This is a genomic window from Streptomyces jumonjinensis (assembly GCF_009600885.1).
In the GTDB taxonomy this organism is placed as follows: domain Bacteria; phylum Actinomycetota; class Actinomycetes; order Streptomycetales; family Streptomycetaceae; genus Streptomyces; species Streptomyces jumonjinensis.
Genome location: NZ_VCLA01000170.1, coordinates 162807 through 178627, shown reverse-complemented (window position 1 = coordinate 178627; position 15821 = coordinate 162807). Strand labels below are relative to the sequence as shown.

The following is a 15821-nucleotide window of genomic DNA, read 5'->3' as shown; positions in this document are numbered from 1 at the left end:
CACTCCGCCGCCCCGGACCGGCGCTCCGCCCTGCCCGGGCGCTCACCGCCCGGACGGACGGGGCGCACACGACCCGTCCGGGTGTGGCACGCTCGTCATCATGACGGCCCCTGATACCGGTAGCGGCAGCCCCGTACGCATCGAAGGTCCCTGGACCCATCGCGACGTGGCGGCCAATGGCGCGCGCTTCCATATCGCCGAGATGGGCGACGGGCCGCTGGTACTCCTTCTCCACGGCTTCCCGCAGTTCTGGTGGACCTGGCGGCATCAGCTGCCCGCGCTCGCCGAAGCGGGATACCGGGCGGTGGCGATGGATCTGCGGGGCGTGGGCGGCAGCGACCGTACGCCGAGGGGCTACGACCCCGCCAACCTCGCGCTCGACATCACCGGGGTGGTGCGCTCGCTCGGCGAGCCGGACGCGGCGCTCGTCGGCCATGATCTGGGCGGCTATCTGGCGTGGACGGCGGCGGTGATGCGGCCGAAGCTGGTGCGCAGGCTCGCCGTCTCCTCGATGCCGCATCCGCGCCGCTGGCGCTCGGCGATGATCTCGGACTTCTCACAGAGCCGTGCCGGTTCGTACGTCTGGGGCTTCCAGCGGCCATGGCTGCCGGAGCGTCAGCTGGTCGCGGACGGAGGAGCCCTGGTCGGCGAGCTGATCCGGGAGTGGTCCGGGCCCAAGCCGCCGGAGGAGCCGGCCCTGGACGTCTACCGGCGGGCGATGTGCATTCCGTCGACGGCGCACTGCTCGATCGAGCCCTACCGATGGATGGTGCGGTCGATGGCCCGGCCGGACGGGATCCAGTTCAACCGCCGGATGAAGCGCCCGGTGCGGGTGCCGACCCTGCATCTGCACGGATCGCTGGATCCGGCGATGCGGACGCGCAGCGCAGCGGGTTCGGGAGAGTACGTGGAAGCGCCCTACCGCTGGCGGCTGTTCGACGGTCTCGGCCATTTCCCGCACGAGGAGGACCCGGTGGCCTTCTCCTCCGAACTGATCAACTGGCTGAAGGATCCGGAGCCGGACCGCCGGTAGCACGGGGTGCGGCGGTCCGGGCCTCGGTGCCCAGTCCCGGAGAACGCTTGTACGACGAACAGCCAATTGCCCGGCGCATAGGCCAATTGGGCACCCCTGACACGGTTACCGACCTTGGGGCACGGGCACACGTCCCGGTATGGGCTGGACGTACGACTACGGTGACGCGGCACGCAACCGTCGCTCGGCTGATGGGCCGGGCTCCCGCAACAGTGATGGCCCGCAAGGCCGGGGCCACGATCATTCGGCGCAGGGGATCGGAATCCCCCGCATTCTGAGGCGTCGCGCGCGCTGGGTATCCGCGCGGCTGCGGCATACCCGCCACTGAGACCACCGCCCCTGGCGGTCCCCCGCCGTCCGGCTGCCCCGCCCATACGGCGGGACCCGCCGGACGGTGACCCGAGGCCGGCGCTCCCGGGCCCCACAAACGGCCCCGGCGCAGGCCCCTACATCGCACATCCCTCACTGTCCACCTGCTGGTTCGCGGAGAGACCTGCCTTGATGTCTCCGGCGATCTCATCGACCGTCAGGGCATAGCCGGTGTCGGGGTCGTCGAGCGAGCGCGCGAAGATGACCCCGTACACCTCGCCCTCCGGGGTGAGCAGCGGGCCGCCGGAGTTGCCCTGGCGGACCGTGGTGAACAGCGAGTAGACGTCGCGGCGCACGGTGCCCCGGTGGTAGATGTCGGGTCCATTGGCGTCGATCCGGCCGCGGACCCGCGCCGAGCGCACATCGTAGGCGCCGTTCTCCGGGAAGCCGGCGACGATGGCGCTGTCCCCGGAGCGGGCGTCGGGGTCGGCGAACTTCAGCGGCTCGGCGTCCAGCTCGGGCACGTCCAGTACGGCGATGTCGCGCTGCCAGTCGTAGAGCACGACGGTCGCGTCGTAGAGCCGTCCCTCACCGCCTATCTGCACGGTCGGCTCATCGACGCCGCCCACGACATGGGCGTTGGTCATGACCCGCCGCTCGCCGAAGACGAACCCAGTGCCTTCGAGGACCTTGTTGCAGCTCTGCGCGGTGCCGACGACCTTGACGATGGACCGCTGGGCGCGGGCCGCGACCGGGCTGCCCACCAGGGCCGGGTCGGGCGCCTTGACATCGGTGATGGGCTCATTGGCGAACGGGCTGAAGACCTGCGGCAGCCCGTTCTGCGCGAGGACGGAGGAGAAGTCCGTGAACCAGGTGGAGGCCTGATCGGGCATGACCTGGGAGACGCCCAGCAGCACCTTGGAGCTGCGGACCTCCTTGCCGAGCGTGGGCAGCGCGGTCCCGGCGAGCGCGGAGCCGATCAGCCAGGCGACCAGCAGCATCGCGACCACATTGACCAGCGCGCCGCCGGTGGCGTCCAGGGCGCGGGCGGGTGACCAGGTGATGTACCGGCGCAGCTTGTTGCCCAGATGGGTGGTGAATGCCTGGCCGACGGAGGCGCAGACGATCACGACGATGACGGCGACGACCGCGGCGGTGGTGGACACCTCCGACTCGTTCGTCAGCCGGTCCCAGATGAGGGGCAGCAGATAGACCGCGATCAGTCCGCCCCCGAGGAACCCGGTCACCGACAGGATGCCGACGACGAAGCCCTGTCGGTAGCCGACGATCGCGAACCATACGGCGGCGATCAGCAACAGGATGTCCAGCACGTTCACCGTCGTTTGCCTCGCAGCTTCATCGCCTTCGTCACCGGATGGTCGGTCCGGTCCGCGCCGGATGCCGGATCCGTCGCGTCGCCGGGGTCGGTCCGGCCGTGGTTTTCGGAGGGTCAGCCTGTCATGCGTGCCAGTCCAGGCTGACCCGCTTGGCTCGGTCCCAGGGACGCTCCCAGCCCGCGAAATGCAGTATCCGGTCGATCACTCCGGCGGTGAAGCCCCAGACCAGGGCCCCTTCGACGGTGAAGGCCGGACCGAGGTGGCCGCTGGGGTGCATGGCGGTCGCCCGGTTGGCCGGGTCCGTGAGATCCGCCACCGGAACGGTGAAGACACGCGCCGTCTCGGCGGGGTCGACCGCGCCGACCGGGCTCGGGGCACGCCACCAGCCCAGGACCGGGGTGACGACGAATCCGCTCACCGGGATGTAGAGCCGGGGCAGCACTCCGAAGATCTGGACCCCGGCCGGATCGAGTCCGGTCTCCTCGCGGGCCTCCCGCAGCGCGGCCCTCAGAGGGCCGGCGCCCGCCGGATCGCCGTCCTCGGGGTCGAGCGCACCGCCGGGGAAGGCGGGCTGTCCGGCATGCGCGCGGAGCGTGCCCGAGCGCTCCATCAGCAGCAGCTCGGGGCCCGCGCCGCCCTCGCCGAACAGGATCAGAACGGCGGACTGGCGTCCTGATCCGCTCTTGGGCGGCAGAAAGGCGCTGAGCTGCCGGGGCTCGACGGTGGCCGCGGCCCGGACGACGGGGTCGAGCCATTCGGGCAGGCCCTCGGCGCTGACGATGACCTCGCCGTCGCCCCGGACATCGCCGCCTGGGGCGGCGGCGGAAGCCTCCCGCCCCGCGCGGCGCGCGGATGTGTCGCCATCGTGCACATCGGCCTCACAGACCCTGCCGGACGTCTCTTCCCCTGTACGCATGGGCACCCCCTCACTCACAACGCGCCGGGCCGCGCGGATCGTTCCGTCATCCGGCCCCCTCCGCCGGTGGCGCGAGCGGCGGCGCCGGCCGGCCCGGATAGTCCGGGGGCGGGTTCAGCCGCTGGCCCGGCTGGCCGCCCATCTCGTACTTCAGCAGCTTCCTGGCCTTCTCCGGGTCCGTCTCGCCCTCCCCGTACGACGGGCAGAGATGCGCGATCGGACAGGCCCCGCAGGCGGGCTTGCGGGAGTGGCAGATACGGCGGCCATGGAAGATCACCCGATGGGAGAGCATCGTCCACTCGGATTTCGGGAAGATCGCGGCGATCTCCGCCTCGACCTTCTCCGGGTCCTCCTGCTCGGTCCACTTCCAGCGGCGTGCCAACCGCCCGAAATGGGTGTCGACGGTGATCCCGGGGACGCCGTAGGCATTGCCGAGGACCACGAAGGCCGTCTTGCGGCCGACGCCGGGCAGCTTGACCAGATCCTCTATCCGGGCGGGCACCTCGCCCCCGAAGTCGTCCCGCAGCGCGGCGGAGAGGCCCAGCAGGGATCTGGCTTTGGCGCGGAAGAAGCCGGTGGGGCGGATGATCGCCTCCAGCTCCTCGGGCTCGGCCGCGGCCAGGTCCTCGGGCGTGGGGTATCTGGCGAAGAGCGCGGGCGTCGTCTGGTTCACCCTCAGGTCCGTCGTCTGGGCGGAGAGGACGGTGGCGACGAGCAGCTCGAAGGGGTTACGGAAGTCCAGCTCGGGGTGGGCGTACGGATAGACCTCGGCCAGCTCGCGATTGATCCGGCGGGCCCGGCGGACCATCGCCAACCGGGACTCCGGCTTCCACCCGGATCCGCCCGACGACTTCCGTTCTGCCCCATTCGATGACTTCCGCCCGGATCCGCCCGACGGCTTTCGTCCGGCCCCGTCCGACGGCTTTCCTCCGGCCCCGCCCGACGGCTGCCGCTCGGTCTCCCGCGACGGCTTCCGCCCCGCTCCACGCGATCCGCCCGGGGGCGATACGGGGGCCCTCGGGGACGATGCCGGGGTTCCGGCGGCCCCGGGCTCCGCACGCGCCGAACGCGAGTCCGTTTTAGAATGTTTTGCGGCTTTTTGGGCATCGCTCGACAGATGTTCGCCCACAGCGGAATCCTGCTTGGCGGACACTCTTCCAGCCCCTCTGGCCTGCGCTCTCACCGGCGAATTGGACACCCGGCCAGAGTACGGTCCACCACTGACATCCGCCCCGGTCACCAGTAATCCGGACCCAATCGGGCCCCTGCCGCACGAGCAGAGCCACCAGTGCGTCAGACTTGTTGTGATTGATCGCACGAATATTTACTTGCCAAGGGTCCGCGGCGGGCAGGCTGTCCTACGCGGTGTCCCCCGGACCGGCGCTGTGCGGTCCGGCATCATGGGGGGCCAGGGTCCCTGAGCAGGTCGACAAGGAGAGAACTCGTGGACGACGTTCTGCGGCGCGCCCCGCTCTTCGCGGCGCTCGATGATGAGCAGGCCGCGGAGCTCCGCGGCTCGATGAGTGAGGTGACGCTCGCCCGCGGCGACGCGCTCTTCCACGAGGGCGACCCCGGTGACCGCCTCTATGTGGTCACCGAGGGCAAGGTCAAGCTCCACCGCACATCCCCCGACGGCCGCGAGAACATGCTCGCCGTCCTCGGTCCGGGCGAGCTGATCGGTGAGCTCTCCCTCTTCGACCCCGGGCCGCGCACCGCCACCGCCACCGCGCTGACCGAGGTCAAGCTGCTCGGCCTCGGCCACGGCGACCTCCAGCCCTGGCTGAACGCCCGGCCAGAGGTCGCCACCGCGCTGCTGCGCGCCGTGGCCCGCCGGCTGCGCAAGACCAATGACCAGATGTCCGACCTGGTCTTCTCCGACGTCCCGGGCCGGGTGGCCCGCGCGCTCCTGGACCTGTCGCGCCGCTTCGGCGTGCAGTCGGAGGAGGGCATCCATGTCGTCCACGACCTGACCCAGGAAGAGCTGGCCCAGCTCGTCGGCGCCTCCCGCGAGACCGTGAACAAGGCGCTGGCCGACTTCGCGCAGCGCGGCTGGCTCCGGCTGGAGGCCCGCGCGGTGATCCTGCTGGACGTGGAGCGCCTCGCCAAGCGTTCGCGCTGACCCGGACGCCGTGCCAGGCACGGCGGCCTGTCATACACGGCGAAGGGCCGCCCGGACGATTCCGGGCGGCCCTTCGCCATGACCCTTCTACGAGGGCGGGGGCGGCCCTTCGCCGCGCTCCGTCCCCGGGGGGCGAGTACGCCCCTTCGCCGCAGCCCGCCCGCCCCCGAACTCAGTTCTTGCTGCCGTCCACGATCAGCGGATTGCCGCTGCCGTCGCCGCACGGCACCGCGTACACCGGGTTCTTGGCCGCCGCCTCCTTGAAGGCGTCGATGCACTCGTTCATCAGGACGTCGTCGCTCAGCGAACCGTCCAGGATGCGGTTCGCCTTGGCGATGCCCTCGGCCTCGATCCTGCGGCGCTCCGCCTCCGCCTCGGCGGTACGCGCGGCCTCGGTCGCCCGCTCGGTGGCCTGCTGCTGCTGGATCTTGCGGTCGATCTGCTCCTGGAGCTGGTCCGAGGGCTTCACGTTGCGCAGATTGACCGTGGTGACATCGATTCCGCGCGGCGCGAGCCGCTCCTTGATCAGATCGCCGATCTCGGTGTTGATCTTCTCGCGGGCGGAGGAGTAGCCCTCCTCGCTGGTGTGGCGGGCGAAGACGTTACGGATGATCTCCCGGCTGTCCGGGAAGACCAGCCGCTGCTGGATGGCGCTCTCGCTGCCGGCCAGCTTGTAGAGCTCGACCACCTTGGCCGGGGTCACCGCCCACTTCACGGTGACCTCGACGTACATCACACCGCCCTGCCGGGAGCGCACCTCGACCACGTCCTTGTCGGAGAGGTTGAGGTCGACGGGCCGGGTGGAGAACGTGGTGACGTTCGTGAACGGCGAGGTGATGTTCATGCCCGAGGTCATCGGCGCACCGACCTTGCCGAAGGTGACCGGCACGCCGACCTCGTAGGCGCTGACGACATGGACGCAGCTGGCGACACCGGAGAGCAGGCCGGCTATCAGCGCGGCCAGGGCGCCGAGTTTCAGCCCCTGGCGCTCAAGGCCGCGGCCGACGAGGTACAGCACCAGGGCCGCGATGGCGAGCAGGACGAAGAGAACGAACACGTGGGATCCCCCCAGGGGCAATTGCCGGTTGTAGGCGGAGCGTAAAGCACCGCTGACAGCCCTGACGCACGGGGGCCGCACACCGGTTCTCACCCGGGCACCGGCGCCGTTCCCCGGGACCGGAAGGGCGGCAGGGCGGCAGGGCAGGGGTGTCAGATCAGACCGTGCTCCCGCAGATACTCCAGCTGAGCCCGTACGGAGAGCTCCGCCGCGGGCCACAGCGATCGGTCGACGTCCGCGTACACCTGCGCGACCACCGCCGCCGCCGTACGGCAGCCGTCCTCGACCGCCGTCTCCACCTGGGCGAGCCGATGGGCCCGATGGGCCAGATAGAACTCCACCGCGCCCTGTGCGTCCTCCAATACGGACCCATGGCCCGGCAGCACCGTGCTCACCCCGTCGTCGACCGTCAGCGAGCGCAGCCGGCGCAGTGAGTCGAGATCGTCGCCGCGCCGTCCGTCCGGATGCGCGACGACCGTCGTGCCCCGGCCGAGGACGGTGTCTCCGGTCAGTACGGCCCGGTCGGCGGGCAGATGGAAGCAGAGCGAGTCCGCGGTGTGGCCCGGGGCGGGGACGACCCGTAGTTCCAGGCCGCCGGTCCGGATCACATCGCCCGCCGCGAGCCCCTCGTCACCGAGTCTCAGCGCCGGATCGAGGGCGCGGACAGGGGCTCGGGTGAGCTCGGCGAAGCGCCCCGCGCCCTCGGCGTGGTCGGGGTGGCCATGGGTGAGAAGAGTGAGCGCGATCCGCTTGCCCGCCCGCTCGGCGGTGGCGACGACCCGGCGCAGATGGACGTCGTCGAGGGGGCCGGGGTCGATGACGACGGCGAGAGCGGAGTCCGGCTCGGAGACGATCCAGGTGTTGGTGCCGTCGAGCGTCATCGCGGACGGGTTGGGCGCGAGGACATTGACCGCACGAGCGGTGGCGGGCCCGGAGAGCACCCCGCCGCGGGGCTGTCCCGGCAGCGAGGCCGCGTTCGTCATCGCGGACCTCCTCTCGGGATGTGCTTGGTGAATTCCTCATGGCCGGGCCAGCTGAGCACCAGTTCACCGTCCGCCATCTCGGCTCTGGCCAGCACCGGTGTCAGATCCCGCCCGTCGGCCGCGGCGAGCGCGTCGGCGGCGGTGGCGTACGGGGCGACGGTCCGCAGCGTGGCGACCGTCGGCGGCATCATCAGCAGCTCGCCGCGGTCATAGCCGGCGGTCGCGTCGCAGGGGCGGATCCACACCGTGCGGTCGGCTTCCGTCGAGGCGTTGCGGGTCCGCTGACCGACGGGAAGGGCGGCGACGAAGAACCAGGTGTCATAGCGGCGCGGCTCGAACTCTGGGGTGATCCAGCGGGCCCACGCGCCCAGCAGATCCGAGCGCAGCACCAGTCCGCGCCGGTCCAGGAGATCAGCGAAGGCCAGTTCCCGGTCGACCAGCGCCTGCCGGTCGGCCTCCCACTCCGGTCCGGTCGTATCGCCGATCACCGTGTCCGGGGTGAGACCCGCGAGCAGTACGCCCGCCTCCTCGAAGGTCTCCCTGACGGCGGCGCACACGATGGCCTGGGCGGCGGCCTCGTCCACCCCGAGCCGCGCGGCCCAGACCGCGAGCGAGGGGCCGCCCCAGCGGACCGGCCGGGAGTCGCGGAGGTCGACGCCACCGCCCGGATAGGCGTAGGCCCCTCCGGCGAAGGCCATGGAGGTGCGTCGGCGCAGCATATGCACGGCGACGCCGTCCGCCGTGTCGCGCAGCAGCATCACGGTCGCGGCCCGCTTGGGCGTCGTGGGCGTGAGTTCACCGCTGGCGAGCGCGCGAATCCGGTCGGGCCACTCCGGGGGGTACCACTGACCATTGGACATGGGCGGATGCTAAACGCTCACGCGTGGATGTTCGAGAGGCCATCGGCCCCGGCGGCCCCGGTGAGCCCGGTGAGCCGCCATCCGGGGGATGTTTCACGTGAAACACGCCCGGTGAAGCCCTGGAGGCGGTACGGGGCGATACAGGCGGCGTGGGGCGGTGCGGGGCGGTACAGGCCGTACGGGGCAGCACAACGGCGGGTACGGAGCGGTACGGGGCGGCCGGGAAGGTTCCCGGCCGCCCCTGGCGCTCTCCTGGACAGCCGGGGTCAGGCGGTCGCGTTGGAGTTGCCGCGGAGTTTCACGTTCGCCGTGCTCGCGCTCTTGATGGCCGTTTCGATCTGGGGCATCGAGGAGCTGGAGCCGATCCCCGGGACCGTCGCCGTGTTCATCGCGTACAGCGTGAAGGAGTACGGGTGGGTGGAGCCGCCCGGACAGGGGCCGAAGTACTTCTGGGCGTTCGCTCCGCTGCCCATGGCCTTCTGCTTGGCTCCGTCCTGACCCGGCACGGCGAAGCCCGCTCCCAGCCCCTCGGGCAGGGAGAGCTTGGCCGCGGGGATGTCCCAGATCGCCCAGTGGAGCTTATTGCCGTTGTTGTTGGTGTCGGCGAAGACGATCGCATAGCTGAGCGCACCGGTGCCGCCCGCTCCCCAGGACAGGGGCGGCGAGGGGTCCTGGCCCGCCGCGCCGTCCCCGGCACAGGTGTACTTGGCCGGGATGGCGGCGTTGTCGCCGAAGGCGCCGCTGGTCAGCTTGAACTCACCGGTCTGGCCGCCGGAGTAGTTGATGTCGATCAGCAGGATGCGGTCGTTGCCGCTGGTGCCGTCCTTGTCGGTGGAGGTGGTGAGCCAGATGTCGCCGTCGTGGTCCACCTCGACCGTACGGAGCCGGTCGTAGGTTCCCTGGAAGTACGTCTTCTGATCGACCAGGTTGGAGCTCGCGTCGATCCTCATCCGGTAGACGCGCTCACCGCGGGTCGTGGCGACGAAGACATGGTCGTTGACGACCGTCAGACCGCTGGGCGAGGCCGATGAGGTCGGCCAGGTCTTCTTCGGGGCGATATAGCCGGAGCAGCTGCCGCTGGTGCCCTCGCAGTTCGGCCAGCCGTAGTTGCCGCCCTTCTGGATCAGATTGACCTCGTCCATGTTGCTGTTGCCGAATTCGGCCTGCCACAACCGGCCCTTGGAGTCGAAGTCGATGCCCTGCGGATTGCGGTGCCCCATGGACCACACGGCGTTGCCGAACGGGTTGTCCGAGGGGATGCTGCCGTCCTGGTTGATACGGAGGATCTTGCCGTTGAGCGAGTTGCGGTCCTGGGCGCGGCTGGCGCTCTGGGCGTCGCCCATCGACACATACAGCTTGCCGTCCGGCCCGAAGCGGAGTCGGCCGCCGTTGTGGAAGCGGCTCTTCTCCATGCCGTCGAGCAGTACGGTGTAGCCGCTGAGCGCGTTGTTCTCCAGCTTCATCCGCGCCAGGCGGTTGCCGTCGGACGAGGTGTGCAGGAAGTACAGATAGCGGTCGCTGGTGAAGTTCGGGCTGACCTCGACGCCCATCAGGCCGCCTTCGCCGCCCGTGGTCTGCGAGTTGGGCACCTTGCCGAGCAGGGTCTTCGTGCCCGACTTGGTGAGCCGGTAGACGTTGAAGGTGTTCCGCTCGGTGTAGACGCCCGCGCCGTCCGGCAGGAAGGCCAGGCCCCAGGCCACGTCGACCCCGCTGGCGAGGGTGGAGACGGTGCCCGGATCGGGAACCCCGCCGGGCTGGGCGCCGCTGGTGGTGACGGTGATCTCCGAGGAGAAGCCCGACTTGTTGCCCTTGAGGTCGTACGCCCTGACCTTGAAGGCGTACGCGGTGTTCGCGGTCAGGCCCGCGACGGTGCTGGTCGTGCCGTCCGCGGTTCCGGCGAGGGTGCCGTCGCGGTAGATCTCGTACCCGGTGACCCCCACGTTGTCGGTGGCGGCGTTCCAGGCGAGATCGACGCTGGCCGCGGTCTTGCCGGTGGAGCGCAGACCACCCGGCACGGTGGGCGCCTGGTCGTCCGGCGGGGCGGGCAGGGTGGCGATGGTGACCGCGTTGCTCGCGACGGAGACGTTGGCCGCCGCGTCCCGGGCGAAGACGGTCCAGTCGTACGCCGTCTCGGGCGCCAGGCCCGTCACGGTGGCGGCGAGGGTGTTCCCGTCGACCTGCTTCATCAGCTGGCCGTGCTGGTAGACGTCATAGCCGGTGACGCCGACGTTGTCGGTGGCCGCGTCCCAGGCCAGGGAGACGGAGGAGACCGTGGGCTCCTGGTCCTTGCGGAGATTGCCGGGCGCGGCCGGCTTCTCGGTGTCGGCCGGGCCGGTCGGGGTGACGTTGAGTCTGTCCAGGTTGGGCCCGTCGCCGGACGATGTGGTGGCGCGGATCCGGTTGGTTCCGGCCTGGAGCGTGGCGGTGGCGCTGACGGTCTTCCAGGTGGTCCACGCACCGGTGCCGGGGAAGGAGAGGTCATCGGCGACCGGGGCGCCGTTGACGGTGATGTCCATGGCACGGGCGGCAGCGGCCCCGAGGCCGTAGCGGAAGTCGAGCTTCGCGGCGGTCGTCTGCGCGGAGGAGACGGTGAATTCGACGTACGCGCCGGTCACGGCCTGGAAGTTGACGAAGCCGGTGCCGGAGTGACCGGCGTGGTTGGACTCGATGGCGCCCTGGGAGACGGTCCCGGACTCGGCCTCGTACTCCGTGCCCGCCTGGCCGTCGGAGGCGGTGACATCGATGTAGTCGAGGTTGGGGCCGCCCTCGGCGGCGCCGGCGGAGGCCCGGATGGTGTTGCTGCCCGCCTTGAGCGTCACCGTGGTGTCATGGCGGACCAGGTGGTCCAGGCTCCGGTGGGCTGGAAGTCCAGATCGGCGGCGGACACTCCGTTCACCGATATGTTCAGGGGGCGGTTGCCGGAGGTGCCGTTGGCGAATCCGAGCGCCAGGGCGGCGGGGCCGGCGGCCGGGGCGTTGACGGTGAACTCCACATAGCTGCCGACGACATTGGTGTAGTTGACGAAGCCGGTTCCGGAGAAGCCGGTGTGGTTGGACTCGGTCGCGCCCTGGGAGATGGTCGCGGACTCGGCCTCGTACCGCACAGGAGCGGCTGCGGCCCGGTCGGCCACCGGTCCCGGCTGCGCATGGCCGAGCGGCGGCAGGGCCATGGTCAGCGCTGCTGTGGCCACGGCCACGAGGACGCCGGTCGCTCTGCGCGAACGGCGGGGGCGGAGGCGGGGGGTTGATGCCACTGATCCCTCCATATTCCTGGGGGTCAATTCAGGCGATATTCAACTTTCAGATGAATTCAGGGCGAATTCAGATGGTGCGGATGGCGTCGAGCGGCTGAGGGCGACAGCTCGGGGGGACGGCTCCCGCCGGAATCCAGCACGGCCGGATCGGCGTCGCCGCCGGTCAACGGGGTTTCGATGCCCGGCGAGAGCACAGGGAGTCGGCGTACGGATTCAGATGGATAGGAAACGTTCCCATCCATGAACAGGTCACACCCGTCGACGTGTCCGCGTCAAGAGCGATGCAAGCGTTTACCGCACATCCGGTCACCGCACATCGACAAGGCCCCGGCCCGCCGGAAATCGGCAGGCGCGGGGCCATGGGGTCGGTAGCGGGCGATTCAGCCCTGGACGAGCTCCACCAGGATCTCGACCTCGACGGGAGCGTCCAGCGGCAGCACCGCGACGCCCACGGCGCTGCGCGCGTGCACACCCTTGTCGCCGAGCACCTCGCCCAGCAGTTCGCTCGCACCGTTGAGGACGCCGGGCTGCCCGGTGAAGTCCGAGGCGGACGCGACGAAGCCGGTGACCTTCACCACGCGCGCGATCCGGTCAAGATCGCCGATGACCGATTTCACGGCCGCCAGGGCGTTCAGGGCGCAGACCCGGGCCAGGCCCTTGGCCTCCTCGGCGGTGACCTCGGCCCCCACCTTCCCGGTGACCGGAAGCTTGCCCTCCACCATCGGCAGCTGACCCGCCGTGTAGACGTACGCCCCCGACACGACGGCGGGCTGATAGGCGGCCAGCGGCGGCACGACCTCCGGCAGCGTCAGCCCCAGCCCGGCGAGCCTGGCCTCGACGGCGCCGGCGGCGCTCATGCGGACTTCTCCCGCTTCAGATACGCCACCAGCTGCTCGGGGTTGTTCGGCCCGGGGACGACCTGGACGAGCTCCCAGCCGTCCTCGCCCCAGGTGTCCAGGATCTGCTTGGTCGCGTGTACGAGAAGGGGGACAGTGGCGTATTCCCATTTAGTGGTCATGGGGCGACTGTAGCCGCACGGATGAGCGGCTCGGCGCGCAGCCAGCGGGTGCCCGACAGCAGGTCTCGGCGGGGGCGGCCGGGGGCCGTGACGGCGGCGGAAAGCGGGGCGACGACGGGAACGGCCGGGGGCCGGGCGAGCCCCGGCCGTCCCGGTTCCCGCCGCCCTCCCGGGCTCGTACCCGGGTCCCGCCCGGGTCCTGGCCGGGTCCCGCCCGGGTCCTGGCCGGGTCCTGGCCGGCTCCCGCCCGCGTCCCGGCCGGCTCCCGGCCGCCCCGGTTCCGCCCTCGCCGCTCCCCCTCCCCGCCCCCGGCGTGACGCAGCCCGCACCCGTCCCGTGCGTAGCGCGCGGCGCGACTGGTTAGGCTCGAATACGTGAGCAGGCTCCAGGTCGTCAGCGGCAAGGGCGGCACCGGTAAGACCACGGTCGCCGCCGCCCTCGCGCTCGCCCTCGCGACCGAGGGAAAGCGGACTCTCCTCGTCGAGGTCGAGGGGAGACAAGGCATCGCGCAGCTCTTCGAGACGGAAGCGCTTCCGTACGAGGAACGGAAGATCGCCGTCTCCTCCGGCGGCGGCGAGGTCTTCGCGCTGGCCATCGACGCCGAACGGGCGCTGCTGGACTACCTCCAGATGTTCTACAAACTCGGCAGCGCGGGCCGGGCCCTCAAAAAACTCGGCGCGATCGACTTCGCGACGACCATCGCGCCCGGGGTGCGCGACGTCCTGCTGACGGGCAAGGCGTGCGAGGCCGTACGCCGCCGGACCAAGCAGGGTGCGTACGCCTATGACTACGTCGTCATGGACGCGCCGCCCACCGGCCGTATCACCCGGTTTCTCAATGTGAACGACGAAGTGGCCGGGCTCGCGAAGTTCGGGCCGATACATCATCAGGCCCAGGCGGTGATGCGCGTGCTCAAATCCCCGCAGACCGCCGTCCATCTGGTGACCCTGCTGGAGGAGATGCCGGTTCAGGAGACGGCGGACGGCGTCGCCGAGCTGCACGCCGCCGACCTGCCGGTGGGCAAGGTGATCGTGAACATGGTGCGTCCGCACATCCTGGACGGGGACGCGGTGCGCAGCGCCTCGGGCGACCGCCGCAAGGAGATCGCCAAGGCCCTCACGGCGGCCGGGGTGAGCGGCGCGGCCAAGCTGGTGACACCTCTGCTGGAGCAGGCCGTCGAGCACGCTCAACGTGTTGAGCTGGAGCGTGAGCAGCGGGACACGCTGAACCGGCTGGAGGTGCCGTCGTATGAGCTCCCGCTGCTGAGCGAGGGGGTCGACCTGGCCGGGCTCTACCAACTGGCGAAGGAACTGCGGAAGCAAGGGACCGGTTCATGACCCTGGAAGCGTCGGCGACGCCTCTCGAAGTCGACCAGCTCATCGACGATCCGGCCACCCGCATCATCGTGTGCTGCGGCTCGGGCGGGGTCGGCAAGACGACGACCGCGGCGGCTCTCGGCGTACGGGCGGCCGAGCGCGGCCGTCGTGTGGTCGTGCTGACCATCGACCCGGCCCGCCGGCTGGCCCAGTCCCTGGGGATCGATTCGCTGGACAACACTCCGCGCCGGGTGGCGGGCATAGCTCCCGACGCCGCAGCCGCCGGGGGCGAGCTGCACGCCATGATGCTCGACATGAAGCGGACCTTCGACGAGATCGTCGAGGCGCACGCGGACCCCGAGCGGGCCCGCGCCATTCTGGAGAACCCCTTCTACCAGTCCCTGTCGGCCGGTTTCGCGGGCACCCAGGAGTACATGGCGATGGAGAAGCTGGGCCAGCTCCGCGCCCGGGACGAATGGGATCTGATCGTCGTCGACACTCCGCCCTCGCGCAGCGCGCTGGACTTTCTGGACGCGCCCAAGCGGCTGGGGTCGTTTCTGGACGGCAAGCTGATCAAGCTGCTGGTGGCTACGGCACGGGTGGGCGGCCGGGCGAGGATGAAGGTCCTCAATATCGGCATGTCGATGATGACCGGAACGCTGGGCAAGCTGCTCGGCAGCCAGCTGCTGCGGGACGTACAGACGTTTGTGACGGCGATGGACACGATGTTCGGCGGCTTCCGCACCCGGGCGGACGCCACCTACCGGCTGCTCCAGGCGCCCGGCACCGCTTTTCTGGTGGTGGCGGCGCCGGAGCGGGACGCGCTGCGGGAGGCGGCGTACTTCGTGGAGCGGCTGGCGGAGGAGCGCATGCCGCTCGCCGGGCTGATCCTCAACCGGGTTCACGGCAGCCGTGCGGACCGGCTCTCGGCGGAACGAGCGCTCGCCGCGGCGGAGAACCTCGCCTCGGGAAGTACGTCAGAAAATCTTGACGAGAACGGCATTGTGGATCAGGGGGTCGGGAAGACTGGTGTTCGTGAGACCACGGACGCCTCTCCCGAAGCCCCGGCCGTGGATCACACCCCACCGCACCACCCCGAGCAGTGCGAGAGCCCCGAGCCCACCACCGAAGCGGCCGTATCCCCCCCAGCAGGCCGCTCCACAGCACCCGATTCCGCGGCACTCCCCGCCGCCGCGGACCATCGCGCCGTAGACCCGCGCACCGGCCGGCAGGACGGCGCCGAGCCGCAGAACGCCCGGCCGCAGGACATGGAGCCCCACGACACCGAGCCGCACGACACCGAGCAGTACGCCCCTGAGCCGCACGACATGGAGCCCCACCACCCGGAGCAGTACGTCCCGGAGCAGTACGCCGCCGAGCAGCAGACCGTGGAGCAGCTGACGGCGGGTCTGCTGCGCCTGCATGCCGAAAGGATGCAGGTACTCGCTCGCGAACAGCGCACCCGTGACCGTTTCACCGCGCTCCACCCCGAGGTGGCGGTGGCAATGGTGTCCGCCCTGCCCGGCGACGTACACGATGTGGCGGGGCTCCGAGCCATCGGTGACCAGCTCGCGACCGGTGGCCACGCGACATCGGCCGACGCCGTATAGGCAGCCGAGG

15 protein-coding genes are annotated in these 15821 nt (G+C 70.6%); 5 read left to right on the top strand and 10 right to left on the bottom strand.

All coding sequences use genetic code 11. From position 1 onward, the window contains the following. Positions 1 to 100 precede the first annotated feature (100 nt). Both FF041_RS25660 and FF041_RS39370 read left to right on the top strand, forming a co-directional pair. Complete coding sequence (locus tag FF041_RS25660) at positions 101 to 1033, top strand: alpha/beta fold hydrolase (RefSeq protein ID WP_153524982.1); 933 nt, start codon at positions 101 to 103, stop codon at positions 1031 to 1033. A 139-nt stretch (positions 1034 to 1172) separates the two neighbouring features. Then, a complete protein-coding gene (locus FF041_RS39370; RefSeq protein ID WP_153524981.1) occupies positions 1173 to 1361 on the top strand; it encodes a hypothetical protein in 189 nt (62 codons plus the stop codon). A 118-nt stretch (positions 1362 to 1479) separates the two neighbouring features. On the opposite strand, the gene FF041_RS25650 is transcribed toward FF041_RS39370, so the two are convergent. The 3 genes from FF041_RS25650 to nth all read right to left on the bottom strand — a co-directional run bounded on the left by FF041_RS25650 (position 1480) and on the right by nth (position 4793). Then, positions 1480 to 2679 (bottom strand): MarP family serine protease, encoded by a 1200-nt coding sequence (locus FF041_RS25650; RefSeq protein WP_323392698.1) that lies wholly within the window; start codon positions 2677 to 2679, stop codon positions 1480 to 1482. A gap of 121 nt (positions 2680 to 2800) precedes the next feature. Further along, positions 2801 to 3595: an NUDIX hydrolase gene (locus tag FF041_RS25645; protein ID WP_153524980.1), complete on the bottom strand. Its 795-nt coding sequence runs from the start codon at positions 3593 to 3595 to the stop codon at positions 2801 to 2803. A gap of 46 nt (positions 3596 to 3641) precedes the next feature. After that, positions 3642 to 4793 carry an endonuclease III gene (gene nth / locus FF041_RS25640; protein WP_407698192.1) on the bottom strand — a complete coding sequence of 384 codons (1152 nt, stop codon included), beginning with the start codon at positions 4791 to 4793 and terminating at the stop codon, positions 3642 to 3644. Positions 4794 to 5039: 246 nt separating this feature from the next. Between nth and FF041_RS25635 the strand changes: the two genes are divergently transcribed. Continuing rightward, the gene (locus FF041_RS25635; RefSeq protein WP_003956804.1) at positions 5040 to 5714 is read left to right on the top strand and encodes a Crp/Fnr family transcriptional regulator; all 675 of its coding nucleotides are present in this window, start codon (positions 5040 to 5042) and stop codon (positions 5712 to 5714) included. Positions 5715 to 5886: 172 nt separating this feature from the next. Here the strand turns inward: FF041_RS25635 and FF041_RS25630 are convergent, their stop codons facing one another. From FF041_RS25630 to FF041_RS25605, 7 genes are all read right to left on the bottom strand, one after another. Next, on the bottom strand, positions 5887 to 6771 hold the full coding sequence (locus FF041_RS25630; RefSeq protein WP_323392696.1) for an SPFH domain-containing protein: 885 nt from the start codon (positions 6769 to 6771) through the stop codon (positions 5887 to 5889). 152 nt (positions 6772 to 6923) lie between these two features. After that, the gene (locus FF041_RS25625) at positions 6924 to 7754 is read right to left on the bottom strand and encodes an MBL fold metallo-hydrolase (protein ID WP_153524979.1); all 831 of its coding nucleotides are present in this window, start codon (positions 7752 to 7754) and stop codon (positions 6924 to 6926) included. Beyond that, entirely contained in the window at positions 7751 to 8614 is an 864-nt protein-coding gene (locus FF041_RS25620; protein WP_153524978.1) for an NUDIX hydrolase, read from the bottom strand. Before FF041_RS25620 ends, FF041_RS25625 begins: the two co-directional genes overlap by 4 nt. 266 nt (positions 8615 to 8880) lie before the next feature. After that, the gene (locus tag FF041_RS25615; RefSeq protein ID WP_323392694.1) at positions 8881 to 11433 is read right to left on the bottom strand and encodes a PQQ-dependent sugar dehydrogenase; all 2553 of its coding nucleotides are present in this window, start codon (positions 11431 to 11433) and stop codon (positions 8881 to 8883) included. Continuing rightward, positions 11430 to 11867 (bottom strand): CBM35 domain-containing protein, encoded by a 438-nt coding sequence (locus tag FF041_RS39365; protein WP_323392692.1) that lies wholly within the window; start codon positions 11865 to 11867, stop codon positions 11430 to 11432. The genes FF041_RS25615 and FF041_RS39365 overlap by 4 nt, the downstream gene beginning before the upstream one ends. A gap of 380 nt (positions 11868 to 12247) precedes the next feature. Further along, entirely contained in the window at positions 12248 to 12724 is a 477-nt protein-coding gene (locus FF041_RS25610) for a RidA family protein (protein WP_153524977.1), read from the bottom strand. Beyond that, positions 12721 to 12885 carry a DUF4177 domain-containing protein gene (locus FF041_RS25605; protein WP_153524976.1) on the bottom strand — a complete coding sequence of 55 codons (165 nt, stop codon included), beginning with the start codon at positions 12883 to 12885 and terminating at the stop codon, positions 12721 to 12723. The genes FF041_RS25610 and FF041_RS25605 overlap by 4 nt, the downstream gene beginning before the upstream one ends. A gap of 374 nt (positions 12886 to 13259) precedes the next feature. On the opposite strand from FF041_RS25605, the gene FF041_RS25600 reads away from it, so the two are divergent. Both FF041_RS25600 and FF041_RS25595 read left to right on the top strand, forming a co-directional pair. Continuing rightward, positions 13260 to 14222: an ArsA family ATPase gene (locus FF041_RS25600; RefSeq protein ID WP_323370971.1), complete on the top strand. Its 963-nt coding sequence runs from the start codon at positions 13260 to 13262 to the stop codon at positions 14220 to 14222. Then, entirely contained in the window at positions 14219 to 15811 is a 1593-nt protein-coding gene (locus FF041_RS25595; RefSeq protein ID WP_153524975.1) for an ArsA family ATPase, read from the top strand. Before FF041_RS25600 ends, FF041_RS25595 begins: the two co-directional genes overlap by 4 nt. Positions 15812 to 15821 lie beyond the last annotated feature (10 nt).

Coding starts and splice junctions, on each gene's coding strand:
- FF041_RS25660 (WP_153524982.1), top strand. CDS start 101: ATGACGGCCCCTGATACCGGTAGCGGCAGCCCCGTACGCATCGAAGGT.
- FF041_RS39370 (WP_153524981.1), top strand. CDS start 1,173: ATGGGCTGGACGTACGACTACGGTGACGCGGCACGCAACCGTCGCTCG.
- FF041_RS25645 (WP_153524980.1), bottom strand. CDS start 3,595: ATGCGTACAGGGGAAGAGACGTCCGGCAGGGTCTGTGAGGCCGATGTG.
- FF041_RS25625 (WP_153524979.1), bottom strand. CDS start 7,754: ATGACGAACGCGGCCTCGCTGCCGGGACAGCCCCGCGGCGGGGTGCTC.
- FF041_RS25620 (WP_153524978.1), bottom strand. CDS start 8,614: ATGTCCAATGGTCAGTGGTACCCCCCGGAGTGGCCCGACCGGATTCGC.
- FF041_RS25610 (WP_153524977.1), bottom strand. CDS start 12,724: ATGAGCGCCGCCGGCGCCGTCGAGGCCAGGCTCGCCGGGCTGGGGCTG.
- FF041_RS25605 (WP_153524976.1), bottom strand. CDS start 12,885: ATGACCACTAAATGGGAATACGCCACTGTCCCCCTTCTCGTACACGCG.
- FF041_RS25595 (WP_153524975.1), top strand. CDS start 14,219: ATGACCCTGGAAGCGTCGGCGACGCCTCTCGAAGTCGACCAGCTCATC.